This window comes from Pseudomonas sp. UMAB-40 (assembly GCF_900095275.1).
GTDB lineage: Bacteria > Pseudomonadota > Gammaproteobacteria > Pseudomonadales > Pseudomonadaceae > Aquipseudomonas > Aquipseudomonas mandelii_B.
Map to the genome: position 1 here is coordinate 51,788 of NZ_LT607554.1, position 26,631 is coordinate 78,418.

The following is a 26,631-nucleotide window of genomic DNA, read 5'->3' on the forward strand; positions in this document are numbered from 1 at the left end:
ATCGACCAGGGTGCCGAAGTGCGCGTGGTCATGACCCGTGGCGGCAGCGAGTTCATCACCCCGTTGACCATGCAGGCCTTGTCCGGCCACCCGGTTCATCTCGACCTGCTGGACCCGGCGGCTGAAGCTGCCATGGGGCACATCGAGCTGGCCAAGTGGGCCGATATGGTGCTGATCGCCCCCGCTACGGCGGACCTGATCGCCCGACTGGCACAAGGTATTGCCGACGATCTGCTGACTACGCTGGTGCTGGCCACCGATGCCGTGGTCGCCGTTGCCCCGGCGATGAACCAGGCCATGTGGCGCGACCCGGCGACCCAGGCCAACCTGCAAACCCTCGAAAGCCGCGACATCAAAGCCTTCGGCCCGGCCTCCGGGAGCCAGGCCTGCGGTGACGTCGGCCTGGGCCGCATGCTCGAAGCCGTCGAGCTCGCCCAATGCGCGGCGGACTGCTTCAAGCGCCAGGCATTGACTGGCAAACACGTGCTGATCACCGCCGGCCCGACCCAGGAAAACATCGACCCGGTGCGCTACATCACCAACCACAGCTCCGGCAAAATGGGCTTTGCCCTGGCCGAAGCCGCGGTAGAAGCCGGCGCCCGAGTCACGCTGATTACCGGCCCGGTGCACCTGCCGACCCCGGATCGCGTCACGCGCATCGACGTGGTCAGCGCTCGCGACATGCTCGCCGCCTGTGAAGCCGCGATCCCTTGCGATCTGTTTATCGCCTCGGCAGCGGTCGCGGATTACCGCCCGGAAGTCGTCGCCCCACAGAAACTCAAGAAAGACCCTACGAACGGCGACGGCTTGTTGCTACAGATGGTGCGCAACCCGGACATCCTGGCCACCATCGCCACGCGCCCTGACCGTCCGTTCAGTGTCGGTTTCGCCGCTGAAACCGAACACCTGCTCGACTACGCTGCCCGCAAGTTGAAAGACAAGAACCTCGATTTGATCGTCGCCAACGACGTCGCCAACCCGAGCATTGGCTTCAACAGCGAAGAAAACGCCTGCAGCGTGATCGACCGTGAACTGCACGCCACACTTTTCGCCCAGACCAGCAAGAGCAAAATCGCTCGCCAGCTGATCACTTTTATCGCCGAACGTCTGAACCAGGTTTAATTTACATGCACGCTTTGCAAGCCAAGATCCTCGACCCTCGCATCGGTACCGAATTCCCGCTGCCGCAATACGCCACGCCAGGCTCCGCCGGCCTCGACCTGCGCGCGATGCTGGAAAAAGACACCGTCATCAAGCCGGGTGAAACCGTGCTGATCCCGACCGGCCTGTCCGTCTACATTGGCGATCCAGGTTTGGCTGCGCTGATCCTGCCGCGCTCCGGCCTGGGGCATAAGCACGGCATCGTGCTGGGCAACCTGGTCGGTTTGATCGACTCCGATTACCAGGGCCCGCTGATGGTTTCGTGCTGGAACCGTGGCCAGACCGACTTCAACATGGTGGTCGGTGAGCGCCTGGCGCAGCTGGTTCTGGTGCCGGTGGTTCAAGCGCACTTCGAGATGGTCGAAGAGTTCGTTGAAACCGAGCGCGGTGCTGGCGGTTTTGGGCATTCCGGCAGCCACTGATCCAAAAGAGTTAAGGAATTCATTGTGGGAGCGCGCTTGCTCGCGATGACGGTTGCACATTCGACAACGGAGTCGCGAGCAAGCTCGCTCCCACAGGTTTCGCACTGAAAATTGCACGAACGTCATCTGCAAGGTTTAACACTGGAAATCAAGGCATTGGCCGTCCAGATGCTCAGTGAAACCGGTGTCATGGCCTTTTCGTACCACGAACTCTCAGTGGAAAACGCCGTCATACCCTTCAGTTTGCGCCTGCTGACGAGTTCTTCGCAGACAGGTCCAGCCACCTTCGAGATGGAGCATTTCCAGTAATGAGCAGCCCAGCCACAGTCGCACCCAAGTTCCCGGACAGCATCTTCCGCGCCTACGACATTCGCGGCACCGTCCCGGAACTCCTGAACGCTGAGACCGCTTATTGGCTCGGCCGCGCCATCGGTGCCCAAAGCCTGGCCCAGGACGAACCGAACGTTTCCGTTGGCCGCGACGGTCGTCTTTCCGGCCCGGAACTCGTTGAACAGTTGATCAAAGGCCTGGCCGACAGCGGTTGCCACGTCAGCGACGTCGGCCTGGTGCCAACCCCGGCCCTGTACTACGCCGCCAACGTCCTGGCCGGCAAATCCGGCGTGATGCTGACCGGTAGCCACAACCCGTCGAACTACAACGGCTTCAAGATCGTGATCGCCGGCGACACCCTGGCCAACGAACAGATCCAGGCCCTGCACGACCGCCTCAAGACCAACAACCTGAGCAGCGGCAAGGGCAGCGTCACCCAGGTCGAGATCCTCGACCGCTACAACACCGAAATCGTCCAGGACATCAAACTGGCTCGCCGCCTCAAAGTCGTGGTCGACTGCGGCAACGGCGCGGCCGGCGTGATCGCCCCGCAATTGATCGAAGCGTTGAACTGCGAAGTCATCCCGCTGTTCTGCGACGTCGACGGCAACTTCCCGAACCACCACCCGGACCCGGGCAAGCCTGAAAACCTCGTCGACCTGATCGCCAAGGTCAAGGAAACCAACGCTGACCTGGGCCTAGCCTTCGACGGCGACGGCGACCGCGTCGGTGTGGTGACCAACACCGGCAGCATCGTCTACCCGGACCGCCTGCTGATGCTGTTCGCTCGTGACGTGCTGGAACGCAATCCGGACGCGGAAATCATCTTCGACGTCAAATGCACCCGCCGCCTGACGCCGCTGATCAAGGAATACGGCGGTCGTCCGCTAATGTGGAAGACCGGTCACTCGTTGATCAAAAAGAAAATGAAACAAACCGGCGCGCTGTTGGCCGGCGAAATGAGCGGGCACATCTTCTTCAAGGAACGCTGGTTCGGTTTCGACGACGGCATTTACAGCGCCGCGCGTCTGCTGGAGATCCTCAGCAAGGAAAAATCCACCGCGGAAGAGCTGTTTGCGACCTTCCCGAACGATATTTCTACGCCGGAAATCAATATCCATGTGACCGAAGAGAGCAAATTCAGCATCATTGATGCATTGCACGACGCGAAGTGGGGCGAAGGCGCCGACCTGACCACCATCGACGGCGTGCGAGTCGACTACGCCAAAGGCTGGGGCCTGGTTCGCGCGTCCAACACCACACCGGTGCTGGTGCTGCGTTTCGAGGCCGATGACGAGGCGGAATTGCAGCGCATCAAGGACGTATTCAAAGTCCAGCTGAAGCGTGTTGCACCTGATCTCCAATTACCGTTTTGATCTTCTGAAGCACCCGGAGCCCTGAATGACCCTCGAACGCGAAGCCGCCGCCAACACCGCCAAGGTCCTGTCCGAAGCGTTGCCTTACATTCGCCGCTATGTTGGCAAGACGCTGGTGATCAAATACGGCGGTAACGCGATGGAAAGCGAGGAGCTGAAAACCGGCTTCGCCCGCGACATCGTGCTGATGAAAGCTGTCGGCATCAACCCGGTGGTGGTTCACGGCGGCGGCCCGCAAATCGGCGACCTGCTCAAGCGTCTGTCGATCGAGAGCCACTTCATCGATGGCATGCGCGTGACTGACGCGCAGACCATGGATGTAGTGGAAATGGTCCTCGGCGGCCAGGTGAACAAGGACATCGTCAACCTGATCAACCGTCATGGCGGCAGCGCCATCGGCCTGACCGGTAAAGACGCCGAGCTGATTCGTGCGAAGAAGCTCACCGTGACCCGCCAGACGCCGGAGATGACCCAGCCGGAAATCATCGACATCGGGCAAGTGGGCGAAGTGGTCGGCATCAACACCGACCTGCTGAACCTGCTGGTCAAAGGTGATTTCATCCCGGTCATCGCGCCGATTGGCGTTGGCGCCAACGGCGAGTCGTACAACATCAACGCTGACCTGGTGGCCGGCAAAGTCGCTGAAGCGCTGAAAGCCGAAAAGCTGATGCTGCTGACCAACATCGCCGGCCTGATGGACAAGTCGGGCACGGTCCTCACCGGCCTGACCACCCAGCAAGTCGACGAGCTGATCGCCGACGGCACCATCTACGGCGGCATGCTGCCGAAGATCCGTTGTGCGCTGGAAGCGGTTCAGGGCGGCGTCGGCAGCTCGTTGATCATTGATGGCCGGGTGCCGAATGCGATTCTGCTGGAGATCTTCACCGACACCGGTGTGGGTACGTTGATCAGCAATCGCAAGCGTCACTGAGTCAAGAACGGCAAAAGATCGCAGCCCTCGGCAGCACCTACGAATGTACGAATATTCCGTAGGCGCTGACGAAGTCTGCGATCTTTTTTATGCGTGCCGGAAACATCCGACCTGACTCAGCGAAACGTCCGACATCCTGCCTGCAACAGTCCGCATAGGATCTTCCCTGTATCCACAGGAGAATGACCTCATGCAAAAAGACTACGTCCCTTACGGCAGCGATGTTTCAGCAGGCACCTTTGAATGCGTGGACTGCGGACATCGGTATTCGAATCAGGCCAAAACCTCGATTCCGCCGTGCCCTCAGCGCCAGAAATCGGTGCACCTGCTTAATGGCTGGAAAGTTCTGACCGGCCAGGGCGACGCGGTGAAAGATCCGTATCCAAACAGATAAGCACAGTCGTTTTTTTCCCGATACAAAAAGGCCCTGTTCTCACAGGGCCTTTTCTTTAGACGCCGAACTGAGCCCTATAGGCTTCAACGGCTGGCAAATGCTGCTTGAGCTGCGGATCGTCCGCGAGGAATTCCAGCACCTGGTTCAGCGACACGATGCTGATCACCGGAATACCAAAATCACGCTCCACTTCCTGGATCGCCGACAACTCGCCGTTGCCACGCTCCTGGCGGTTCAGGGCGATGAGCACGCCCTTGGCCTTGGCGCCGTCCTGGGAAGCGATGATCTGCATCACTTCGCGGATGGCGGTGCCAGCGGTGATCACGTCGTCGATGATCAGCACTTCGCCGGTCAAGGGCGCGCCAACGAGACTGCCGCCTTCGCCGTGGGCCTTGGCTTCTTTGCGGTTGAAGCACCATGGCAGGTCACGGCCATGATGTTCGGCCAGCGCCACTGCGGTGGTCGCCGCCAACGGGATGCCTTTGTACGCCGGGCCAAACAATACATCGAACGAAATGCCGCTCTCGACGATGGCTGCCGCGTAAAAACGACCCAGCTGCGCAAGGGCAGAACCCGAGTTGAACAGGCCGGCATTGAAGAAGTAAGGACTGGTGCGCCCGGACTTCAGGGTGAACTCGCCGAAGCGCAAAACGCCGCGATCGATGGCAAAACGAATGAAATCGCGCTGATACGCTTGCATGAAAAAAACCCCAAATACCACGGATTTAGCTAATTAGGTTGACGCCGTGTATCATACACGCACGCGATTTTTGGGGCCATTTATGCGGATCATCAGTGTGAACGTCAATGGTATTCAGGCTGCAGTGGAGCGAGGTTTGCTCAGTTGGCTGCAAGCACAGAATGCCGACGTCATCTGCCTGCAGGACACCCGCGCCTCCGCCTTTGAACTGGACGATCCAGCCTTCCAACTGGATGGCTACTTCCTTTATGCCTGCGAAGCCGAAGTTCCCGCCCAGGGTGGCGTGGCTTTGTATTCGCGGTTGCAACCGAAGGCAGTCATCAGCGGTCTCGGCTTCGAGACGGCCGACCGCTACGGGCGCTACCTGCAAGCCGATTTCGACAAGGTCAGCATCGCGACCTTGCTGCTCCCTTCGGGGCAGAACGGCGATGAAGACTTGAACCAGAAGTTCAAGCTAATGGACGACTTCGCCCGTTACCTGGATAAACAGCGACGCAAACGTCGCGAGTACATTTATTGTGGCTCGCTGTACGTGGCGCAACAGAAGCTGGATATCAAGAACTGGCGCGACAGCCAGCAATCCCCGGGCTTCCTGGCACCTGAACGTGCCTGGATGGACGAGATTGTCGGCAACATGGGCTATGTTGATGCCCTGCGTGAAGTCAGCCGTGAAGGCGACCAGTACAGCTGGTGGCCGGACAACGAACAGGCGGAAATGCTCAACCTCGGTTGGCGTTTCGACTACCAGTTGCTGACCCCTGGCCTGCGCCGTTTTGTTCGCAGCGCACGCCTGCCACGCCAGCCACGGTTCTCGCAACACGCACCACTGATCGTGGACTACGACTGGACGCTGACCATCTAAGCGTCGTTTCGCAGACACAAAAAAGCCGACAGCAGTGTCGGCTTTTTTGTGCGCGCTGATTTTTACTGTGGGAGCGAGCTTGCTCGCGATAGCGGTCGAACTGGCACTGATGCAGTGACTGTCAGACCGCTATCGCGAGCAAGCTCGCTCCCACAGGGATTCTCATCGATCGTTATTTGATCAACCGCCAGGTGAACGGATACCGATACGGCACCCCCTCATTGGCTTTCACACCACCGATGATCGTCAACACCAACGCACCAATCGCCACCAGACCCAACAGAAAGAACCCGACGATCACCACCATCAACAGGAAGCAGATGGCGGAGGCAATAGCGACGGTGATCTGAAAGTTCAGCGCCTCCTTGCCCTGGGCATCGACAAACGGGTCCATCTCGCGCTTCATCTGCCAGAGGATCAGCGGGCCGATCAGCGTACCGAACGGAATCCATATCCCCAGCAAGGCGGACAAGTGACAAAACATTGCCCACTGCCGAACCTCTTTGCTCGGGATGGGAAGTAGCTGCTGCTCGTCACTCATGGTGTCCTCCTTGCGTGGAACATCCGATCAGTCGGCCAGTGCGGCCTTTTGCAGTTCGAAGATCTCGGTCATGCCTTTCTTCGCCAGTTCAAGCATAGCGTTCAGCTCTTCCGGCTGGAACGGCGCGCCTTCGGCTGTGCCCTGGACTTCGATGAAGCCGCCAGTGCTGGTCATCACCACGTTCAGGTCAGTCTCGGCAGCCGAGTCTTCCAGGTAGTCGAGGTCGAGCACAGGCTCGCCCTGGTACATGCCAACGGAAACAGCAGCGATCATTTGCTTGAGCGGGTCGCCGCCTTTCAGGCCGCCGCGCTTCTTGATCACTTTCAAGGCATCGACCAGCGCAACCATGGCGCCGGTGATGGACGCGGTGCGGGTGCCACCGTCGGCCTGGATCACGTCGCAGTCGACGTACAGGGTGACGTCGCCCAGCTTGGACATGTCCAGCGAAGCACGCAGGGAGCGACCGATCAGTCTCTGGATTTCCAGGGTGCGGCCGCCTTGCTTGCCACGGCTCGCTTCACGCTGGTTACGCTCGCCGGTGGCGCGCGGCAGCATGCCATATTCGGCGGTCAACCAGCCTTGGCCCTGGCCCTTGAGAAAACGTGGTACGCCGTTTTCAACACTGACGGTGCAGATGACTTTGGTATCACCGAACTCGACCAGTACAGATCCCTCGGCGTGTTTGGTGTAGTTGCGGGTAATGCGGATCGAGCGGAGCTGATCGGCAGCGCGACCACTTGGACGTTTCATAGGGAATACCTGTACGGAGGACGGAAAACTGCCGAGCATTATAGAGCCGCGCGCCAAGACTGGGCACTTCTAAAAAATCCGTCCGACGATTGAAGGCGCTGACTAGAGCGTAGAACAGCGCTTTACCGACGGCCTGCCGCCCTTTGTCACACCGTATGTTTGGGCGCATCCACCCCACTGCGCTACAATCCTGCGCCTTTGCTGCCTGTCGGCTTTAATTCACAGATATCGGGTCTCGCGAAACCTTTGGTAACGCAAACCTGAATTGCGAGGTACCTCCATGGTGCACAGCATGACCGCCTTCGCCCGCGTTGAAAAAGCCGGCGCCCAAGGCACCCTGAGCTGGGAACTGCGCTCGGTCAACAGCCGCTACCTGGAACCCCATCTGCGCCTGCCGGAGTCGTTTCGCGACCTCGAAGGTGCGGTCCGCGAAGCGCTGCGCCAGGGCATCTCCCGGGGCAAACTCGAATGCACTCTGCGCTTCACCGAAGAAAACACCGACAAACCCCTGCAAGTGGACCGCGAGCGCGCCGCGCAATTGGTCGCCGCCGCCGAGACCATCGCCAGCCTGATCAAGAATCCGGCCGCGCTCAATCCACTGGAAGTCCTGGCCTGGCCCGGCGTGCTGGTGGGCGACGCCACCGACCCGCAAGCCTTGAATGCCGAAGCCCTGGCGCTGTTCAACGAAGGCCTGAAAGAACTCAAGGCCGGCCGCGAGCGCGAAGGCGCGGAGCTGGCCCGCTTGATCAACGATCGCCTGACCTCCATTGAAGAAGATGTGGTGACCCTGCGTGAACTCGTCCCGCAGATGCTCGCCACCCAGCGCCAGAAAGTCCTCGACCGCTTCGCCGACATGAAAGCCGAGATGGACCCGCAGCGCCTGGAACAGGAAATGGTCATGCTCGCGCAAAAGAGCGATGTGGCCGAAGAACTGGATCGCCTGAGCACGCACATCATTGAAGTTCGCCGGGTGCTCAAATCCGGCGGCGCTGCCGGTCGGCGCCTGGACTTCCTGATGCAGGAGCTCAACCGCGAAGCCAATACACTGGGCTCCAAAGCCTTCGACCCGCGCAGCACCCAGGCGGCGGTCAACCTCAAAGTGTTGATCGAGCAGATGCGCGAACAAGTGCAGAATATTGAGTAAGGCAACCCTGACATGACCCACAGCACCGGCACCCTTTACATCATTTCCGCCCCTTCGGGCGCGGGCAAGAGCAGCCTGGTCAAGGCCCTGACCGACGCTGATCAGGAGATCCGCGTCTCGGTCTCTCACACCACCCGCGCCATGCGCCCCGGCGAAGTGAACGGCGTGAACTATCACTTCGTCGAACGCGGCGAGTTCGTGAAGATGATCGAGCACGGGGATTTCCTTGAGCGCGCCGAAGTGTTCAGCAACCTCTACGGCACTTCGCAAAGCCACCTGCAGCAGACCTTGGACGAAGGCCACGACCTGATTCTGGAAATCGACTGGCAGGGTGCCGAGCAAGTGCGCAAGTTGATGCCCCAGGCCCGTTCGATCTTCATTCTGCCGCCCTCTCTCCAAGCCTTGCATCAGCGCCTGAACAATCGCGGCCAGGACAGTGACGAGGTCATTGAGGGGCGGATGCGCGAAGCTGTCAGCGAAATGAGCCACTACGTCGACTACGACTACCTGATCATCAATGACGATTTCGCCCATGCGCTGAAGGATTTGCAGGCGATTTTCCGTGCCAATCAGCTGCATCAGAAGCGTCAGCAGCAGCGTAACGGAAAACTTTTGGCTGAATTGCTCGGCTAAACAGCCCTTCCCAAAACCGCTGCAAGGGCTTTACATTGGCACTTGCAGCGCGTTGAAGGGCTTGGTCAAAAAATCAGCGCTTCCCTAATCGCTGGTGATTTTTTAAACTGTTCAGTCCGCTCGCCCACCCGGGCAGCGCGCATATTGCATTCGCTCCGAGGAATACCATGGCCCGCGTAACCGTTGAAGACTGCCTGAACCACGTGGAAAACCGTTTTGAACTGGTCATGCTGTCCACCAAGCGTGCCCGTCAACTGGCCACCGGCGGCAAAGAGCCACTGGTACAGTGGGAAAACGACAAGCCTACCGTTGTAGCCTTGCGTGAAATCGCTGAAGGCCTGATGAGCTACGAGTTCATCGCCAATGCTGAAATCGTCGAAGACGAACCGCTGTTCGCAGCGTTCGAGGACGAGTCCAACGAGGCCGTCTAAGCCTATGCCTGGTCGACGTAGCACGGCGCGGGGTCACAGCGAACGGCAGGAGTCATCATGCCGAGCATAGACGCCCTCGCCGATCGCTTATCGACCTACCTCGGCAAGGACCAGGTCAACCTGGTCCGCCGAGCGTATTTCTACGCCGAACAAGCCCACGACGGGCAACGCCGCCGTAGCGGTGAGGCGTATGTCACGCATCCTCTTGCGGTGGCGAATATTCTTGCCGACATGCACATGGACCATCAGAGCCTGATGGCTGCGATGCTGCATGACGTAATCGAAGACACCGGTATTGCCAAGGAAGCGCTGCAAGCGCAGTTCGGCGAAACCGTGGCCGAACTGGTCGACGGGGTCAGCAAACTGACCCAGATGAACTTCGAGACCAAGGCCGAAGCCCAAGCCGAAAACTTCCAGAAAATGGCCATGGCCATGGCGCGCGACATTCGCGTGATCCTGGTCAAGCTCGCCGACCGCCTGCACAACATGCGCACGCTGGAAGTCCTGTCCGGTGAAAAGCGCCGGCGGATCGCCAAGGAAACCCTGGAAATCTATGCGCCCATCGCCAACCGGCTGGGCATGCACGCCATCCGCATAGAATTCGAAGACCTCGGCTTCAAGGCCATGCACCCGATGCGTTCCGCGCGGATCAACCAGGCGGTCAAACGCGCCCGGGGCAACCGCAAGGAAATCGTCAACAAGATCGAAGAATCCCTCAGCCACTGTCTGGCCATCGACGGCATTCAGGGCGAGGTCAGCGGTCGTCAGAAACACCTCTACGGCATCTACAAGAAAATGCGCGGCAAGCGTCGGGCCTTCAACGAGATCATGGACGTCTATGCGTTCCGGATCATCGTCGACAAGGTCGACACCTGCTACCGCGTGCTAGGTGCTGTGCATAATTTGTACAAACCGTTGCCGGGACGCTTCAAGGATTACATCGCGATCCCCAAGGCCAACGGCTATCAGTCGCTGCACACCACGCTGTTCGGCATGCACGGTGTACCGATCGAGATTCAGATCCGCACCCGTGAAATGGAAGAGATGGCCAACAACGGCATCGCCGCCCATTGGCTGTACAAATCCAGCGGCGACGAGCAGCCAAAAGGCACTCACGCCCGCGCCCGGCAGTGGGTCAAAGGCGTGCTGGAAATGCAGCAACGGGCCGGCAACTCGCTGGAATTCATCGAGAGCGTGAAGATCGACCTGTTCCCGGACGAGGTCTACGTGTTCACGCCCAAAGGCCGGATCATGGAGCTGCCAAAAGGCTCCACGGCGGTCGACTTCGCTTACGCAGTGCACACCGACGTGGGCAACAGCTGCATCGCCTGCCGGATCAATCGTCGTCTCGCACCGCTGTCCGAACCGCTGCAAAGCGGCTCCACGGTCGAAATCGTCAGTGCTCCCGGCGCGCGGCCAAACCCGGCGTGGCTCAACTTCGTGGTCACCGGCAAGGCGCGGACCCACATCCGTCATGCGCTGAAACTGCAACGCCGTTCCGAGTCCATCAGCCTCGGCGAACGCCTGCTGAACAAAGTGCTCAACGGTTTCGACAGCTCGCTGGAAAAAGTAGCCGCCGATCGCCTCAAGGCGATGCTCGCCGAATACCGTCTCGAACTGATCGAAGACTTGCTGGAAGACATCGGCCTGGGCAATCGCATGGCCTACGTGGTCGCCCGCCGTCTGCTTGGCGAAGGCGAACAGCTGCCAAGTCCGGAAGGCCCGCTGGCGATCCGCGGCACCGAAGGTCTGGTGCTCAGCTACGCCAAGTGCTGCACACCGATCCCGGGCGACCCGATTGTCGGTCACTTGTCCGCCGGCAAAGGCATGGTCGTGCACCTGGACAACTGCCGCAACATCAGCGAAATCCGTCACAACCCGGAAAAATGCATCCAGCTCTCGTGGGCCAAGGATGTCACCGGCGAATTCAACGTCGAGCTGCGCGTAGAACTGGAACATCAGCGCGGCCTGATCGCTCTGCTGGCCAGCAGCGTCAACGCGGCCGACGGCAATATCGAGAAAATCAGCATGGACGAACGCGATGGTCGCATCAGCGTGGTCCAACTGGTGGTCAGCGTGCACGACCGCGTGCACCTGGCCCGCGTGATCAAGAAACTGCGTGCGTTGACCGGGGTGATTCGCATCACCCGCATGCGCGCCTAAGCCCACTATTACAAGGAGTCATTCATGACCAAGACTGTTATCACCAGCGACAAGGCCCCGGCCGCCATCGGTACTTACTCCCAGGCGATCAAGGCTGGCAACACCGTCTACATGTCGGGCCAGATTCCTCTGGACCCAAAAACCATGGAACTGGTTGAAGGCTTCGAAGCCCAGACCGTCCAAGTGTTCGAGAACCTCAAAGCCGTGGCCGAAGCCGCTGGCGGTTCGTTCAAGGACATCGTCAAACTGAACATCTTCCTCACCGATCTGAGCCACTTCGCCAAGGTCAACGAGATCATGGGCAAGTACTTTGACCAGCCATACCCTGCCCGTGCCGCCATCGGCGTCGCTGCCCTGCCAAAGGGTTCGCAGGTTGAAATGGATGCCATTCTGGTCATCGAGTAATACATCCGGCGCAGCCTTTCAAGGTTGCGCCGACTTCGTTTCTGAAAGGATTCCACCATGCGCCATGCGCTAGCTCTCTCGCTGGTCGCCCTACTCTTGGGCGGTTGTGCCAGCAACCCTGCCGATCGTGACATCAGCGGCACCTGGATCAATCAGGTGGCGATCGACGCTGCGTCCAAAGGCGGCCCCCTGCGTGAAGCGCTCCAGGCTTATGGCCCGAACCTGGAATGGGACGTCAACACGAAGGCCGCCCAGGCCCGCTACACCAATGGTTTTGAAAACGTCGACGGCAAGTTGCTGGGCGAAGAGTCCGGCGCCTGGAAAGTCGACTTTTATGGCAGCTCCGCCAGCGAACTGAAGCGTGACGGCAAGCAACTGAGCCAGGCTGCCAGCGAAAACGAGCCGGAGCAGGTCTTTGACCGTGCGCTGATTCCGGTGCCGGATGGCGCACCGATTGGCGCGAGCTTCGAACGCGCGCTGTACACCGCCTACATGGGCGGCAGCTGGAAAATTGTCAGCGGTCCGGGCGAAGGCAATACCGTGCAATTCCAGGCCGATGGCCAGGTTGCCGGTTTGCCGGGGGCCGATCGTTATGCCCTGTGCCTGGCGGGCGATTGCGCGTCGATGAGCGGCGGCAATGACAATATGTGGCTGCAAGTGAACGGCCAGGGCAATACCTGGATCTTTGCGCGCAAGGGCAAGGAACTGGAGATTGTGCAGGCGGTGAACACGGCTCAGGCGGATGAAATGCCTCAGTTCACGCCGGGTGATCGCAAGTGGTTACTGGAAAAGCAGTAACCCGGCCCTAGAGCCAACAGATAACCCTGTGGGAGCGGGCTTGCCCGCGATGGCGGTGTAACAGTCAACCAGGATGTTGAATGTTATGGCCTCATCGCGGGCAAGCCCGCTCCCACAGTTGTTTTAGGGAGTATGGAAGTCAGCAACGGCCTTCGAGAATCGCGGCGTAGCCTTCGCGATAGCTTGGGTACTTCGGCGTCCAGCCTAGGGCCTTCGCCCTGGCATTGCTGCATTGCTTGCTACCAGTACGCCGCACGCTCGCGTCGTCAGCCCACTCGGTCACGCCCAAATACTCACGCAACCAGGCCACTACTTCGGCCAAGGGCGCAGGTGCATCGTCAACACCAATGTAGATGTCATCCAACGCCAACCCGCGTCGATCCGCTTCAAGCAAAAACGCCATCAACCCAGCCGCGTCGTCGGCGTGGATGCGGTTGCCGTAAAGCGGCGGGTCAACGGCCACGCGATAGCCGCGACGCACCTGAGTCAGCAGCCATTCGCGGCCGGGGCCGTAAATGCCGGTCAAGCGCACGATGCTCGCCGGGATGCCGCTCTGCAGCGCCACTTGCTCGGCCTCCAGCATCAATCGGCCCGAATAACCTTCGGCAATGGTCGGCGAAGTCTCGTCGACCCACTCGCCACTCTGCTGGCCATAAACACTGCTGCTGGAAACAAACAGCAGGCGGTTCGGCACCTGCCCGTAGTCGTTCAGCCACTCCAGCACATGCTGCAAGCCCTGCACATAAGCGGCGCGATAACCGGCTTCATCGTGATCGGTAGCGGCCGCGCAATACACGAGGTAATCCACCGCACCGATGGGCCACGTCTCAGGACAGTCCTTATTGAACAAGTCGCCGGCAACGCCGATTACCCCCTCGGGCAGGCGTGAAACGTCACGCCTCAGGCCATGAACTTCCCACCCGGAAGCCACCAATTGCGTGGCCAGACGACTGCCGACATCACCACAGCCGGCGATCAAAACAGAAGGCGCAGACATCAGAAAACTCCCATCAGAAAGGCAAAGACTAGCGCCGACAATGGACGAGCGGCTAGCAATGAAGGAAAAAAAGATACTCTATTACTTTTGTTAACAAGAATTACTTGCAATAATGCACGCCACTTTTGTTCTCGGCCTTACGAGGCCTGGAAGAACATTCTCCCTATTTTTCTCTCAGGTCCGGCCAGCATGACACGCAATCAATTCCCCGCTTCGCCAACCAAACGACCTCGCGCCTGGAGCGCAGTGGCTGCCCTGCTGCTCAGCCTGATGCTGGCACCGACCGCTGCTTTCGCTGACGCACAGGCGCCAGCCACTCCGGCTACTCCGGCCGCCGCTGCTCCAGCCCCGGCTGACCATGCCGCCCCCGCCGTAGCGCCAGGCGCAACCGACCCGGCCCAGGCAGTAGACGCCGAAGACGTTCCTGAAGTCCTCGAAGCCGACAACACCTTGGGCATGGCCCACGACCTGTCACCTTGGGGCATGTACCAGAACGCCGATATTATCGTGAAAATCGTGATGATCGGCCTGGCCATCGCCTCGATCATCACCTGGACCATCTGGATCGCCAAGGGCTTCGAGCTGATGGGCGCCAAGCGTCGCCTGCGCACTGAAATCGTCCACCTGAAAAAAGCCACGACCCTTAGAGAAGCCAGCGCGACCGCCACCCAGCAAGGCACCCTCGCCAACCTGCTGGTGCATGACGCCCTGGAAGAGATGCGTTTGTCGGTTAACAGCCGCGAGAAAGAAGGCATCAAGGAACGTGTGGCCTTCCGTCTTGAGCGCTTGGTTGCAGCCTGCGGTCGCAACATGAGCAGCGGCACCGGCGTGCTCGCCACCATCGGTTCCACCGCGCCGTTCGTGGGCCTGTTCGGCACCGTGTGGGGCATCATGAACAGCTTCATCGGAATCGCCAAAACCCAGACCACCAACCTCGCCGTCGTAGCGCCGGGCATCGCTGAAGCCCTGCTGGCCACCGCGCTGGGTCTGGTTGCGGCGATTCCGGCCGTGGTGATCTACAACGTCTTCGCTCGCTCCATCGCTGGCTACAAGGCGCAAGTCTCCGATGCCTCGGCTGAAGTCCTGCTGCTGGTCAGCCGTGACCTCGATCACCTGCCGACCGCCGAGCGCTCTGCGCAACCCCACGTGGTCAAAGTAGGGTAATCAGCCATGGGCTTGCATTTGAAAGAAGGCGCAGACGACGATCTGGCCGAGAACCACGAAATCAACGTCACGCCGTTCATCGACGTGATGCTGGTGCTGTTGATCATTTTCATGGTGGCCGCTCCATTGGCCACCGTGGACATCAAGGTCGACCTGCCGGCCTCCAGCGCCAAGCCGGCGCCGCGGCCGGAGAAACCGGTGTTCCTCAGCGTCAAGGCTGACCAGCGCCTGTACCTCGGCGAAGAAGAAGTGAAGGCCGAAGCACTCGGCGCCACCCTCGACGCCAGGACCCAAGGCAAGAAAGACACAACGATCTTCTTCCAGGCCGATAAAGGCGTGGATTACGGCGACCTGATGAGCGTGATGGATAACCTGCGCTCCGCCGGTTACCTGAAGGTAGGTCTGGTCGGGCTCGAGACGGCAGTCAAGAAATGATCACGACGCGCCATAAGCTGACGCGTTATAGCGCGAGCCTGGCCGTGGTGCTGGGCGTCCATGCACTGGCCATTGCGCTGGCGCTGAACTGGACGTCGCGCCCACCGATCGAGCTGCCTCCGCAGGCGATGATGGTCGAGTTGGCACCGGTTCCGGCCCCGCCACCGCCAGCACCGCCGAAGGTGATAACGCCGCCACAGCCACCGGCCCCGGTAGAAGAACTGCCGATCCCGAAACTGGCCGAAGTGCCGAAGGCCGAGATCGTTGTGCCGAAGCCGGTCAAACCCAAGCCGAAGCCGCAACCGCCCAAGCCTGTGGAGAAAAAACCGGAGCCGCCGAAGGAGAAGCCGTCCGAGGAGAAGCCTAGCGACGCGCAACCGACCCAGGCACCGACGGAGAAGTCCGCGCAACCGGCACCGGGTCCATCGCCGGCGCAACAGGCGGCCAAGGCCAGCTGGGAAGGCACTTTGCTTGCGCACTTGGGCAAGTACAAAAAGTACCCGGCGAGCGCACAGAATCGGGGCAAGCAAGGCACCAACCGCCTGCGCTTCATCGTTGATGGCGAAGGTAATGTGTTGTCGTACGAACTGGTGGGCCGTTCAGGCGTTGCCGATCTGGACCGGGCCACCCTGGAAATGATCCGCCTCGCCCAACCGCTGCCCAAGCCACCGGCCGACATGCTGACCAATGGCACGATTGAAATCACGGCGCCGTTCCTCTACTCACTGGAAAAACGCCGCCGCTAAACACAACGCAAACCCAATGTGGGAGCGAGCTTGCTCGCGAAAGCGGTGTGACAGTCGCCATCAACTTTGACTGACACACCCTATTCGCGAGCAAGCCCGCTCCCACAAGGTTATCCACCAGCCGGAAGACTCCAGCCATAAAGGCACCGAAAGGTGCCTTTTGCATATCCGCCAGCGGCAAACCGGCATTACCCAGTGTCACTCAGCACACTCAGTCTGATAACGTGCGTCTATCGATTGCAGCCGGTATGCTTGGCGCGCAACTTCATGGACGCTTGCTATGACTCTCACAGAATTACGCTACATCGTTACCCTCGCCCAAGAGCAGCATTTCGGCCACGCGGCCGAGCGTTGCCATGTCAGCCAGCCGACCCTGTCGGTGGGCGTGAAAAAGCTTGAAGACGAACTCGGTGTGCTGATTTTCGAGCGCAGCAAGAGTGCCGTGCGCCTGACCCCGGTCGGCGAAGGCATCGTTGCCCAGGCGCAGAAAGTGCTGGAGCAGGCCCAAGGCATTCGTGAACTGGCCCAGGCTGGCAAAAACCAGCTGACCGCTCCGCTGAAAGTCGGCGCGATCTACACCGTCGGCCCGTACCTGTTCCCGCACCTGATTCCGCAACTGCACCGGGTCGCCCCGCAGATGCCGTTGTACATCGAAGAAAACTTCACCCACGTGCTGCGCGACAAACTGCGCAACGGCGAACTCGACGCGATCATCATCGCCCTGCCGTTCAACGAAGCCGACGTCCTGACCCTGCAACTCTACGACGAGCCGTTCTACGTCCTGATGCCGGCCCAGCATCCGTGGACGCAAAAAGAATCCATCGACGCCAGCCTGCTCAACGACAAGAGCCTGCTGCTGCTCGGCGAAGGCCACTGCTTCCGCGATCAAGTGCTGGAAGCCTGCCCGACCCTGGCCAAAGGCAACGACGGCGCCAAGCACACCACGGTGGAATCCAGCTCCCTGGAAACCATTCGCCACATGGTCGCGTCCGGCCTCGGCATCTCGATCCTGCCGCTCTCGGCAGTGGACAGCCATCACTACGCCCCCGGCATCATCGAAGTGCGCCCACTGACGCCGCCGATACCGTTCCGTACCGTGGCCATCGCCTGGCGCGCAAGCTTCCCGCGGCCGAAGGCGATTGAAATCCTCGCCGACTCCATTCGCCTGTGCTCGGTGGCCAAGCCGCCGGTGCCGGTGGTTGCAGCGTAAGTTGCTGTCATGACCGAGTTGTCGCAAGTGTCGGTCACGGCACTCAAGGGTGTCGGCGAGGCCATGGCCGAGAAACTGGCCAAGGTCGGCCTGGAGAATCTCCAGGACGTGCTGTTCCACCTGCCGCTGCGTTATCAGGACCGCACTCGCGTGGTCCCGATCGGCCATTTGCGACCTGGGCAAGACGCCGTGATCGAAGGCACCGTCAGCGGCGCCGACGTGGTCATGGGGCGTCGCCGCAGCCTCGTCGTGCGTCTGCAGGACGGCACCGGCGGGCTCAGCCTGCGCTTTTACCATTTCAGCAACGCCCAGAAAGAAGGCCTCAAACGCGGCACACGGATTCGCTGCTACGGCGAAGCCCGGCCCGGCGCCTCGGGGCTGGAAATCTACCACCCGGAATACCGCGCCATCACCGGCGACGAGCCGCCTCCGGTGGATGAAACCCTGACCCCGGTCTACCCGCTCACCGAAGGCCTGACCCAACAGCGCTTGCGCCAGTTGTGCATGCAAACCCTGACCATGCTCGGCCCGACCAGCCTGCCCGACTGGCTGCCAACCGAACTGGCGCGCGACTATCAACTCGCGCCGCTCGCCGACGCGATCCGCTACCTGCATCACCCACCCGCTGATGCCGACGTCGACGAACTTGCCCTCGGCCATCACTGGGCGCAGCACCGTTTGGCCTTTGAAGAACTGCTGACCCATCAACTGTCTCAGCAGCGCCTGCGCGAAAGCATGCGTTCCCTGCGCGCGCCAGCGATGCCGAAAGCCACCCGACTGCCGGCCCAATACCTGGCCAATCTGGGCTTTACGCCAACCGGCGCACAGCAACGGGTCGGCAACGAAATCGCCTACGACCTCAGTCAGCACGAACCGATGCTGCGACTGATTCAGGGCGACGTCGGCGCAGGCAAAACCGTGGTCGCCGCCCTCGCCGCACTGCAAGCGCTGGAGGCCGGTTATCAGGTTGCCCTGATGGCGCCCACCGAAATCCTCGCCGAACAGCACTTCATCACCTTCAAGCGCTGGCTCGAACCGCTGGGCATCGAAGTCGCGTGGCTGGCTGGCAAGCTCAAGGGCAAGAATCGGGTGGCCGCGCTGGAACAAATCGCCAACGGCGCACCGATGGTGGTCGGCACGCACGCGCTGTTCCAGGACGAAGTGCAGTTCAAGAACCTCGCGCTGGCGATCATCGACGAACAACACCGCTTCGGCGTGCAGCAGCGTCTGGCGTTGCGGCAGAAAGGCGTCGGCGGGCGGATGTGTCCGCATCAGCTGATCATGACCGCCACACCGATTCCGCGGACGCTGGCCATGAGCGCCTACGCCGACCTCGACACTTCGATCCTCGACGAATTGCCGCCCGGCCGAACCCCGGTCAACACGGTGCTGGTCACCGACACCCGGCGCGTGGAAGTCATCGAGCGGGTGCGCGGCGCCTGCGCCGAAGGGCGCCAGGCCTATTGGGTGTGCACGCTGATCGAAGAATCGGAAGAGCTGACCTGCCAGGCCGCCGAAACCACTTACGAAGACCTCACCGCCGCGCTCGGCGAGTTGAAGGTTGGCCTGATCCACGGCCGCATGAAGCCCGCCGAAAAGGCCGCCGTCATGGCCGAATTCAAGGCCGGTAACCTGCAACTGCTGGTTGCGACCACCGTGATCGAAGTCGGCGTCGACGTGCCGAACGCCAGCCTGATGATCATCGAAAACCCCGAGCGCCTCGGTCTCGCGCAGTTGCACCAATTGCGCGGCCGTGTCGGTCGAGGCAGCGCCGCCAGTCATTGCGTGCTGCTCTACCATCCGCCGCTGTCACAGATTGGCCGTCAGCGCCTGGGCATCATGCGTGAAACCAACGACGGTTTTGTCATCGCCGAAAAAGACCTCGAGCTGCGCGGACCCGGTGAAATGCTCGGCACGCGCCAGACCGGCCTGCTGCAATTCAAGGTCGCCGACCTGATGCGCGACGCCGATCTTTTACCCGCCGTGCGCGACGCCGCCCAGGCGTTGCTGGAGCGCTGGCCGGATCATGTCAGCCCACTGCTAGACCGCTGGCTGCGCCATGGGCAGCAATACGGCCAAGTGTGAGCACCGTCGCAGTTTGTGGACGATGCTTTTAAACAAGCTGGTTATACTCCTGCAATTGTTTGAATACGGATACAGACCATGACTGAAGCTGCCCTCGCCCCGGAACCCCTGCACGCTCCGTCTGTTATTCGGCTGCTGCTGGGCAAATTGGGCATTGCCTACGAAGAAATGCTCGATCACCACGGCCTCAACGCCTCGCGCAAAGTGCAGGCGGTGCTGGTGGACGACGCGGTCGGCGCCTTGATGGTGCTGTTCCCGCAAAGCCAGTTGCTCGACCTCAATCGCCTCGCCGAACTGACCGGCCGCCGCCTCACCGCCGTGCCCACCGAACGCCTGGTGAAAATGCTTGGTAAGCACAGCTTGAGCCTGTTGCCCGGCCTGCCGGCGCTGACCAGTTCGCCGTGCCTGTACGAAGAAAGCCTGCTGCGCGAACCGAAGTTGCTGATCAACTCGGGCGAGCCGGGCCTGCTGCTGGAAATCACCAGCGAAGATTTCAAGAGCATGCTGACAAAGGCCAGCGCCGCCAACTTCGGCGAGAACCTGACCAGCATCCGCCCGAACCTTGACCGCCCCGACGATGACCGCAAGGAAATCACCCAGGCCGTCCGGGCGTTCACCGCGCGGCGCATCCAGCAACGCCTGGAAGAGACCATCGAGATTCCGCCGCTGGCCGAGACCGCGCAGAAAATCATCAAACTGCGCGTCGACCCCAACGCCACCATCGACGACATCACCGGCGTCGTCGAAACCGACCCGGCGCTGGCCGCGCAAGTCGTGAGCTGGGCCGCGTCGCCGTACTATGCCTCGCCGGGCAAGATTCGTTCAGTAGAAGACGCGATTGTGCGGGTCCTGGGTTTCGACCTGGTGATCAACCTCGCACTGGGCCTGGCCTTGGGCAAAACCCTGAGCCTGCCCAAAGACCACCCGCAACACGCCACGCCGTACTGGCAGCAATCGATCTACACCGCCGCCGTCATCGAAGGCCTGACCCGCGCCATGCCGCGCGCCCAGCGCCCGGAAGCCGGCCTGACCTACCTCGCCGGCCTGCTGCACAACTTCGGCTACCTGCTGCTGGCCCACGTCTTCCCGCCGCACTTCTCGCTGATCTGCCGTCACCTGGAAGTCAACCAGCACCTGTGCCACAGCTACGTCGAGCAACACCTGCTCGGCATCAGCCGCGAACAAATTGGTTCGTGGCTGATGCGCTATTGGGACATGCCCGACGAACTGGCCACCGCGCTGCGCTTCCAGCACGACCCGCACTACGACGGCGACTACGCGGAATACCCGAACCTCGTCTGCCTGGCCGTGCGTTTGCTGCGTGGACGCGGCATCGGTTCCGGCCCGGATGAAGACATCCCCGAAGCCCTGCTGGAGCGCGTCGGCCTGAGCCGCGACAAAGCCAACGACGTGGTCACCAAAGTGCTTGAAGCCGAAGTCCTGCTGCGCGAACTCGCGTCGCAATTCAGCCAGGCCTAAAAGCATCGCGGGCAAGCCACGCTCCCACAGGATCTACGCAATCCCTGAGGGAGCGGGCTTGCCCGCGAAGAATCCCCCGCCGATCCACCTGAATCACCACAACCCCTTGTGGGAGCGAGCCTGCTCGTGATGAATCCAACCCGGTCTACCTAAAAGACTTCATACCTTGGCTTTAGCCTTAGCCTTGCGCGGCTTCAAATACTTGGTCAACCCCTGAAACCAGATCACCAACGCCGGATTCCCCTTGATCTGAATCGACTTGTCCTGAATCCCCGTCATAAACGCCAACTGCTTGTTCTTCGCCTGCATCGTGGCAAAGCCATACGCCGCATCTTTAAACGCAATCGCAAACGCCGGCTCGGCATACACGCCCGATTTGCTGGTAATGCGCTGATCCTTCACAAAGAAATGCCGCGCCACTTTCCCGTCCAGGGTCTGTAGCTGGAACACCAATTCCTTGTCACCCAACTGCTGCTGAAACGCAGGATTAGTCCGACTGGCCTTACCCATCAACAAACCCAGCATCCACAGTAGAAAACGAAATTTCATGCGCACAGCCTCAAGAGAAAAGTGAACGGCCGGCGCAGTGTAGCGGCTTCAAGCGAGAACGCCACTGTTGTGCAGCGATAGAAGAAGATACGGTGGTTTTTGACGCTGATGACTACCAAGTCATTGACGAAACGAGGGTGTTTAAAAGCGTGAAGATTTTGATGTTTCTACGCTCGACGCCATCGGATATTTCCTTCAACACGTGGTGCTGTTCGTGAACTAGGCAGGGTTTGGCTTCATCGATAGGCTTTGTTCGTCGCCGCAAAATCGGTGACACGGACGTGCAAGTCCGGCGGGATACACAATGGTTATGGCAATTCATCGAGCATTTTCCTATGCTCGCGAACCGTTATGGCAGTTGTGTATGGGAGACCTTCGGGTCTGCCGGGTATCCCGCCGGTCTTGCACACCTATGCACAGCTGCCACCTCTTTCGAAGTGCAAGCGAAACGGTGTCGGCTCCATAATTACGGGATAACACTTATGATCAAGCCAACACCCAATCCACCACAAAACGAAGCCACATCCCCCTACGAATCCCTCGATTCGAAGAAACTCCACGAAGCCGCCGAACGCGCCCTCAACCACCATTTCGCCCCACCACCCGGCGATAAACCCAAGCCTCGCAAAGGCAACCTCTTCGCCGTCTCCCCCGACATCGACACCGAAGCCCTCCTGGCCAACGCCTCGGAAGACCTGCTGTCCATCAGCGCCATCGCCGCCAACCTGGCCGACGACGTGGACGGTGCACGACGTTCCCTAGCCTTGGCGCTTAGCAGATTGGCGGATGGGGTTCGGTTGTTGGTGGAGCGAGCGCTGGACCACATTGATTCGCCGAATCCGGCGGAGCATCGGACCAAGGTGTAGCGCACGAAAAAGGGCGGCTCTTTCAGAGCCGCCCTTTTATCGTTTTGCAGTTACACGTTCTTTTCAGAAGACTTCAAGTTGCTGGCCTGATCGGCCACCAAGTCGAGCCAGCCACCGGGCTTGTCCTCATCGTTAGCCGCTTTCGCCACCATACTGGCCAAAGCACCAGCATCCTTCTTGCGAGCAGCTTCCACTGCTTCAAGCGCCTGATGGGCTACCAGAATTTTCTGCAGAGCCGGGGTGTTAGCGGTGGCTGCAGTCAATGGCTTCAGCGGTGGCAAGGCAGCGGCTTTGGCCACCAAGTCGCCTGGTTCTTTGGTGAATGTCCTCAGAGAATCGAGGTTGTTGAGCATCGGTAGTGCTATACCGGTGATCGGATCGAAGGCACTGATTTCTGGAAGCCCAACTTTTCCGCTGAGTACAGGACGAGCTAACGATGGTAGGAACAGCCCCAATAGCATACGTGGGTCTTTTTTCTTAATACTCAATCCAACGCTGGCCAAGGCGATGCCAACTCCGATAACTCGACCGGCAGTTGCTAGCAGGGACAGCTGCTTGTTGGACTCGTTGTCGAAGTGCACCAAGCGAATACGGAAGTAGTCAGTAAATGGCTCGCGCGGACCAATAGCAGAGGTATTCATAAACCATGCACGAGAGTCATGAACCTGATCATCAAACAGCGCAACAATACTTTCCTGCCCCGATATCGGTTTGTTTGGCCCGATAAACATAGCTTTGTAGCGTGCAGTACCTTCTTTATACAAATACGAATACTCTTCGGCTTCGTCCTCCTCATTGATCAGGTAAACAGTCCCACCCAACAACATGTCAACCACACCACCGACCGTGAGCCCGTCATCCACCATGCCCCACTCCTGAAGATAGTCATGGCGGAACTCTGCGGCGGCTCCGAGAAGTTGGCGCCGATCAAGAGGAGGTTCGAAGGCTTTTTCCCAGCGAGCCTTTTCATACTTTTCTTTGCCGACAATTTGAATATTCAGTTGATATTCTTTTTCCTCGGCTTCGCTGTACGTGGGTTCCGGCTTACCTTCCGCGGCTGCCGTCGTTTGAGCGACATGACGCTTTTCTAGCGCCTTCCATGCATCGATTTTGGCCTGCGGCATATCTGCAGAGACGTTGTTTTTAAAGAAGTCCCGCTGCGCTAGGCCACCTGCATAACGATCAATTCGCCAAGCAGTAATCAGCGCTTGTTGCTTCTTAATCATCTCTTCAAGCGGGCCTGTATGGCCGGCTGCGTCAGCTTGCCAAGCGTTGAAGCGCTTGATGAGTTCATCGGACACATCGAACTCTTCAAAAGTGGCGCCAGGCATTGCTCGCCATTCTTCATGAATCCCATCCTGAACGATTAACCCCGGTACTTGCAGGGGAGCACCTGCCATAAATGCTTCTGCGTAGAGGTGATGTAGGGCAATCTGAGATAGAAGGTGGCTTGTTCCGGAGGAAGCTTTTCCTTGATCACCTGGCGAGTACCCGCCCCCGACATCCGAGTGCACACCGGGATATAAAAATTCAACTGTACCCTCGCGATAACAGGACGGCTTAGTTTTATCACGTTGACCATCCGATGTTTTCGGCAGCCGACGGATCGAATCTAACGGAAAACTGGCACGCTGTTCATGAGCGGACACCAAATGAACGCAACGTTTCAAATAATGGCAGTCATCTGTTAGCGATGTATCTAGGCAGCCTAAAGCTTCATCAGGCAGGCGCATGGTGCCATTTGCCCAGTCCATATGTCCTGCAGAGAATGGAGCGCTGTCCGCTAGGCCGACAGCCGCAACGGTGTCATAAACGCCCAAAAACTCGATGGAGATTGGCAAACCGGCAAAGCGATACTCAACTTTTCCATTAGCCCCTTCGCATTTCGTGAGCGCCTGCAACCAGTTAGCAAATGTTCTCGCTTGAGCAGCACCTCGAGAAAATCCATAGACATACAAGCGCATAGCCAGAATATGAGGTTTCTCTTCAGCATCACGACGCTGATTCAGAAGTTTTTCCAAATCATCCATGTATGGGCGCAGAGCGGCTTCACGCTTCTTTTCGCCATTTTCTAACAAGCCAGCAGTGATCGCACTGCCAAACCAACAGGTTGCCATACCGTCGATAAGAGTCTGGGTAGCTGGCAAGAGTAATGGAGTTTCAGGTGTCAGTTCTTTTTTCAGTACGTCTATCAATCGAGTTAGTCCCCAATTGATTCGATTTTCACCACCACTAGCGCCGATTAGCCCCATTCCATCAGGTGTGAATTCGCGCACATCCGGGAAGACGGTCCCGACACCTGGGCTATAGTAGCGATAGAATCCCATTGACTGGCTGTCTGGGACGCCCCCCAAACTTGCATGATAGATTCTCGCAATGTTGCTACATGAAGACGGGACAGAGGCACTGTCCGCACTGTCGTTGTTGTTAGTTCCATCAAAAGCCAACGTTATATGCAAGGTTTTGCAACATTCGATACCACTGTGTGCTTGGCCATTAGCCACATTTTTCTTACGTTGCTTATTACCAAAGGCGACCTCATCTCGTTTTTGTTGACTAATGTTTTTTGAGAGTTGATTTGGCTCGGTAGGAAGCAGTCTAGTTAACGGGAAGACCGGAGCAACTGATGCAGAGCTTGGGCGTGGCTTTGCCTGAGAAATTAGTGGCTCGGACATACTTTTGGCTCCGGCATATTCATTGGAAAGTTATAAGGATAACCAGGGTAACCAGGAGAAACACCAGCGGCCGAAACACGCACCTGATCACAGGGAAGAAAGTGTACTTTTAAACTTCCCGGAACATCATACTGAGGTATTTCAACAACTATTTTATGACGCGAGTTTTGCTGTTTTTGTTCTGCCATACGCTTTCGCCAAGCATCAGAGTAAGGCTTCTCCGGCCACTTTTTATAGGCATATGGATCAGGATCCGTTTCCCACTCGACAATGGCTCTCAATCCCGGAGTCCAGTTGCGGGGGACCACGCCACAGCATACTTCACTGCCACCGCCCTGATGCGGACCTACGTTACCTCCGCCGGCACCATTGACACTAAAGCTGTTGATATTTGTGGAAGTATGGTTATAACCAGTCACTGGCGCGGATAACATCCTCGACTCTGCTTGGCAGGCACTTAAGGTAAATAATCCGACCAGCAGCAAAAATTTACGTAGGCCGTACGAATCTTGGCTTTTAGACACTTTCGCCACTTGCCTTTCTTGGAAAAATCCGGCGGACTTCAATGTCGCGACAAGTCGCACCTCGAAACCCGTACTTATGAGTTTAAACATACCTTCGCCTCCTCCATGCTCATCGAATAGTTAATGAAACACCCGGAGAGCCGGGTGCAATGCTTCCTGCAAGTATATTTATTGATTGCATGACAAAATTTCTCTTTTCTACCCTAGGCATAACTTCGCTCAAGTCTCACAGGACGTGGAACAGTAGGCAAAAGCCGACGCAAAGGAAATGCCGGCGCAACCGATACAGAGCTAGGACGTGGTTTATTATCTTTTTTTATCGGCTCGGACATTCTTTTGGCTCCGGCATATTCATAGGATAGTTGTAGGGATACCCCGGATATCCGGGTGTTATTCCAGTGACTGAAACGCGCACTTCATCGCATGGAAGAAAGTGAACTTTTAAACTTCCAGGTACGTTGTACTGCGGAATATCCACCACTACCTTATGACGCGAATAATTAGCTGCATGTCGCGCATAGTCCTTGGTATCGAGCTGCCCATGATCTCGCTTGATACTTCCGCGAAGGTCAGGGTCTTCCTCCCATTCGACAATAGCCTTCAATCCTGACGTCCAATAGCGAGGAACCATGCCACAGCAGACTTCGGTACCGCCACCTTGATGAGGCCCTATATTTGCGCCACTGGCGCCGTCGACACTAAAATTATTAATGTTGGAGGATGTGTGGTTGTAACCCGTCACCGGTGCCGCCAGCACCTTCGATGGAGCACTGCTGCAACCACTTAACATCACTACGATCCCTAACACCCACCCACGGGCCAGCCAGGAAGAGATCGCCTCCCCGGCAAATCCCGTCAAG

At 58.9% G+C, this 26,631-nt stretch carries 27 protein-coding genes and 1 pseudogene; 20 read left to right on the forward strand and 8 right to left on the reverse strand.

The window, feature by feature from the left end; translation table 11 throughout:
- The 6 genes and pseudogenes from coaBC to K0F88_RS06735 all read left to right on the forward strand — a co-directional run.
- A partial coding sequence (gene coaBC, locus K0F88_RS06710) for a bifunctional phosphopantothenoylcysteine decarboxylase/phosphopantothenate--cysteine ligase CoaBC (protein WP_374039709.1) occupies positions 1-1,122 on the forward strand: 1,122 nt, incomplete at its 5' end.
- Between the two features lie 5 nt (positions 1,123-1,127).
- A complete protein-coding gene (gene dut / locus K0F88_RS06715) occupies positions 1,128-1,583 on the forward strand; it encodes a dUTP diphosphatase (RefSeq protein ID WP_059403885.1) in 456 nt (151 codons plus the stop codon).
- A 111-nt stretch (positions 1,584-1,694) separates the two neighbouring features.
- Positions 1,695-1,892: a hypothetical protein gene (locus tag K0F88_RS06720; RefSeq protein ID WP_094469983.1), complete on the forward strand. Its 198-nt coding sequence runs from the start codon at positions 1,695-1,697 to the stop codon at positions 1,890-1,892.
- A pseudogene (locus K0F88_RS06725) lies at positions 1,886-3,289 on the forward strand (phosphomannomutase/phosphoglucomutase); the annotation flags it as partial. The gene K0F88_RS06720 and the pseudogene K0F88_RS06725, both read left to right, overlap by 7 nt.
- A gap of 25 nt (positions 3,290-3,314) precedes the next feature.
- A complete protein-coding gene (gene argB, locus K0F88_RS06730) occupies positions 3,315-4,220 on the forward strand; it encodes an acetylglutamate kinase (RefSeq protein ID WP_010465204.1) in 906 nt (301 codons plus the stop codon).
- A 190-nt stretch (positions 4,221-4,410) separates the two neighbouring features.
- Entirely contained in the window at positions 4,411-4,614 is a 204-nt protein-coding gene (locus K0F88_RS06735) for a zinc ribbon-containing protein (protein WP_219094640.1), read from the forward strand.
- Between the two features lie 55 nt (positions 4,615-4,669).
- On the opposite strand, the gene pyrE is transcribed toward K0F88_RS06735, so the two are convergent.
- The gene (gene pyrE, locus K0F88_RS06740; RefSeq protein WP_219094641.1) at positions 4,670-5,314 is read right to left on the reverse strand and encodes an orotate phosphoribosyltransferase; all 645 of its coding nucleotides are present in this window, start codon (positions 5,312-5,314) and stop codon (positions 4,670-4,672) included.
- Between the two features lie 82 nt (positions 5,315-5,396).
- On the opposite strand from pyrE, the gene K0F88_RS06745 reads away from it, so the two are divergent.
- Positions 5,397-6,176, forward strand: coding sequence for an exodeoxyribonuclease III (locus tag K0F88_RS06745; protein ID WP_007934608.1), 780 nt, complete (start codon positions 5,397-5,399; stop codon positions 6,174-6,176).
- Between the two features lie 172 nt (positions 6,177-6,348).
- Here the strand turns inward: K0F88_RS06745 and K0F88_RS06750 are convergent, their stop codons facing one another.
- Positions 6,349-6,717: a DUF4870 domain-containing protein gene (locus tag K0F88_RS06750; protein WP_094469980.1), complete on the reverse strand. Its 369-nt coding sequence runs from the start codon at positions 6,715-6,717 to the stop codon at positions 6,349-6,351.
- Between the two features lie 27 nt (positions 6,718-6,744).
- Positions 6,745-7,467 carry a ribonuclease PH gene (rph, locus tag K0F88_RS06755; RefSeq protein ID WP_010465211.1) on the reverse strand — a complete coding sequence of 241 codons (723 nt, stop codon included), beginning with the start codon at positions 7,465-7,467 and terminating at the stop codon, positions 6,745-6,747.
- Between the two features lie 280 nt (positions 7,468-7,747).
- Between rph and K0F88_RS06760 the strand changes: the two genes are divergently transcribed.
- The 6 genes from K0F88_RS06760 (at position 7,748) to K0F88_RS06785 (ending at position 13,041) form a co-directional block, all read left to right on the forward strand.
- A complete protein-coding gene (locus K0F88_RS06760) occupies positions 7,748-8,611 on the forward strand; it encodes a YicC/YloC family endoribonuclease (protein WP_033059347.1) in 864 nt (287 codons plus the stop codon).
- A 12-nt stretch (positions 8,612-8,623) separates the two neighbouring features.
- Positions 8,624-9,244: a guanylate kinase gene (gene gmk / locus K0F88_RS06765; protein WP_219094642.1), complete on the forward strand. Its 621-nt coding sequence runs from the start codon at positions 8,624-8,626 to the stop codon at positions 9,242-9,244.
- Between the two features lie 167 nt (positions 9,245-9,411).
- Positions 9,412-9,675, forward strand: a complete 264-nt coding sequence (gene rpoZ / locus K0F88_RS06770; protein WP_007894670.1) for a DNA-directed RNA polymerase subunit omega — start codon at positions 9,412-9,414, stop codon at positions 9,673-9,675.
- Between the two features lie 57 nt (positions 9,676-9,732).
- Positions 9,733-11,838 (forward strand): bifunctional GTP diphosphokinase/guanosine-3',5'-bis pyrophosphate 3'-pyrophosphohydrolase, encoded by a 2,106-nt coding sequence (gene spoT, locus K0F88_RS06775; RefSeq protein ID WP_219094643.1) that lies wholly within the window; start codon positions 9,733-9,735, stop codon positions 11,836-11,838.
- 24 nt (positions 11,839-11,862) lie between these two features.
- Positions 11,863-12,243 (forward strand): RidA family protein, encoded by a 381-nt coding sequence (locus K0F88_RS06780; protein ID WP_003229509.1) that lies wholly within the window; start codon positions 11,863-11,865, stop codon positions 12,241-12,243.
- Between the two features lie 57 nt (positions 12,244-12,300).
- On the forward strand, positions 12,301-13,041 hold the full coding sequence (locus tag K0F88_RS06785) for a hypothetical protein (RefSeq protein ID WP_094469976.1): 741 nt from the start codon (positions 12,301-12,303) through the stop codon (positions 13,039-13,041).
- 139 nt (positions 13,042-13,180) lie between these two features.
- Here K0F88_RS06785 and K0F88_RS06790 read toward each other — a convergent pair whose 3' ends face one another.
- Complete coding sequence (locus K0F88_RS06790) at positions 13,181-14,038, reverse strand: SDR family oxidoreductase (protein WP_219094644.1); 858 nt, start codon at positions 14,036-14,038, stop codon at positions 13,181-13,183.
- A gap of 189 nt (positions 14,039-14,227) precedes the next feature.
- Between K0F88_RS06790 and exbB the strand changes: the two genes are divergently transcribed.
- From exbB to K0F88_RS06820, 6 genes are all read left to right on the forward strand, one after another.
- Entirely contained in the window at positions 14,228-15,202 is a 975-nt protein-coding gene (exbB, locus tag K0F88_RS06795) for a tonB-system energizer ExbB (protein ID WP_219094645.1), read from the forward strand.
- Positions 15,203-15,208: 6 nt separating this feature from the next.
- Positions 15,209-15,637, forward strand: a complete 429-nt coding sequence (exbD, locus tag K0F88_RS06800; protein ID WP_109626740.1) for a TonB system transport protein ExbD — start codon at positions 15,209-15,211, stop codon at positions 15,635-15,637.
- Complete coding sequence (locus tag K0F88_RS06805; RefSeq protein WP_094469971.1) at positions 15,634-16,383, forward strand: energy transducer TonB; 750 nt, start codon at positions 15,634-15,636, stop codon at positions 16,381-16,383. The genes exbD and K0F88_RS06805 overlap by 4 nt, the downstream gene beginning before the upstream one ends.
- A 280-nt stretch (positions 16,384-16,663) precedes the next feature.
- The gene (locus K0F88_RS06810; protein ID WP_219094646.1) at positions 16,664-17,593 is read left to right on the forward strand and encodes a hydrogen peroxide-inducible genes activator; all 930 of its coding nucleotides are present in this window, start codon (positions 16,664-16,666) and stop codon (positions 17,591-17,593) included.
- 9 nt (positions 17,594-17,602) lie between these two features.
- Positions 17,603-19,678 (forward strand): ATP-dependent DNA helicase RecG, encoded by a 2,076-nt coding sequence (gene recG, locus K0F88_RS06815; protein ID WP_219094647.1) that lies wholly within the window; start codon positions 17,603-17,605, stop codon positions 19,676-19,678.
- Between the two features lie 78 nt (positions 19,679-19,756).
- Positions 19,757-21,157, forward strand: a complete 1,401-nt coding sequence (locus tag K0F88_RS06820) for an aminoacyl-tRNA deacylase and HDOD domain-containing protein (RefSeq protein ID WP_219094648.1) — start codon at positions 19,757-19,759, stop codon at positions 21,155-21,157.
- Positions 21,158-21,316: 159 nt separating this feature from the next.
- Here K0F88_RS06820 and K0F88_RS06825 read toward each other — a convergent pair whose 3' ends face one another.
- Positions 21,317-21,706, reverse strand: coding sequence for a hypothetical protein (locus tag K0F88_RS06825; protein ID WP_008030620.1), 390 nt, complete (start codon positions 21,704-21,706; stop codon positions 21,317-21,319).
- A 482-nt stretch (positions 21,707-22,188) separates the two neighbouring features.
- Here K0F88_RS06825 and K0F88_RS06830 point away from each other — a divergent pair, with 482 nt between their 5' ends.
- A complete protein-coding gene (locus K0F88_RS06830; protein ID WP_094469966.1) occupies positions 22,189-22,572 on the forward strand; it encodes a DUF6124 family protein in 384 nt (127 codons plus the stop codon).
- Positions 22,573-22,622: 50 nt separating this feature from the next.
- Here K0F88_RS06830 and K0F88_RS06835 read toward each other — a convergent pair whose 3' ends face one another.
- The 3 genes from K0F88_RS06835 to K0F88_RS06845 form a co-directional block, all read right to left on the reverse strand.
- Positions 22,623-25,247, reverse strand: coding sequence for a DUF2235 domain-containing protein (locus tag K0F88_RS06835; protein ID WP_219094649.1), 2,625 nt, complete (start codon positions 25,245-25,247; stop codon positions 22,623-22,625).
- Positions 25,232-25,861, reverse strand: coding sequence for a DUF3304 domain-containing protein (locus K0F88_RS06840; RefSeq protein WP_219094650.1), 630 nt, complete (start codon positions 25,859-25,861; stop codon positions 25,232-25,234). The genes K0F88_RS06835 and K0F88_RS06840 overlap by 16 nt, the downstream gene beginning before the upstream one ends.
- Positions 25,862-26,087: 226 nt before the next feature.
- Positions 26,088-26,561 carry a DUF3304 domain-containing protein gene (locus K0F88_RS06845; protein WP_374039711.1) on the reverse strand — a complete coding sequence of 158 codons (474 nt, stop codon included), beginning with the start codon at positions 26,559-26,561 and terminating at the stop codon, positions 26,088-26,090.
- Between the last annotated feature and the right edge of the window lie 70 nt (positions 26,562-26,631).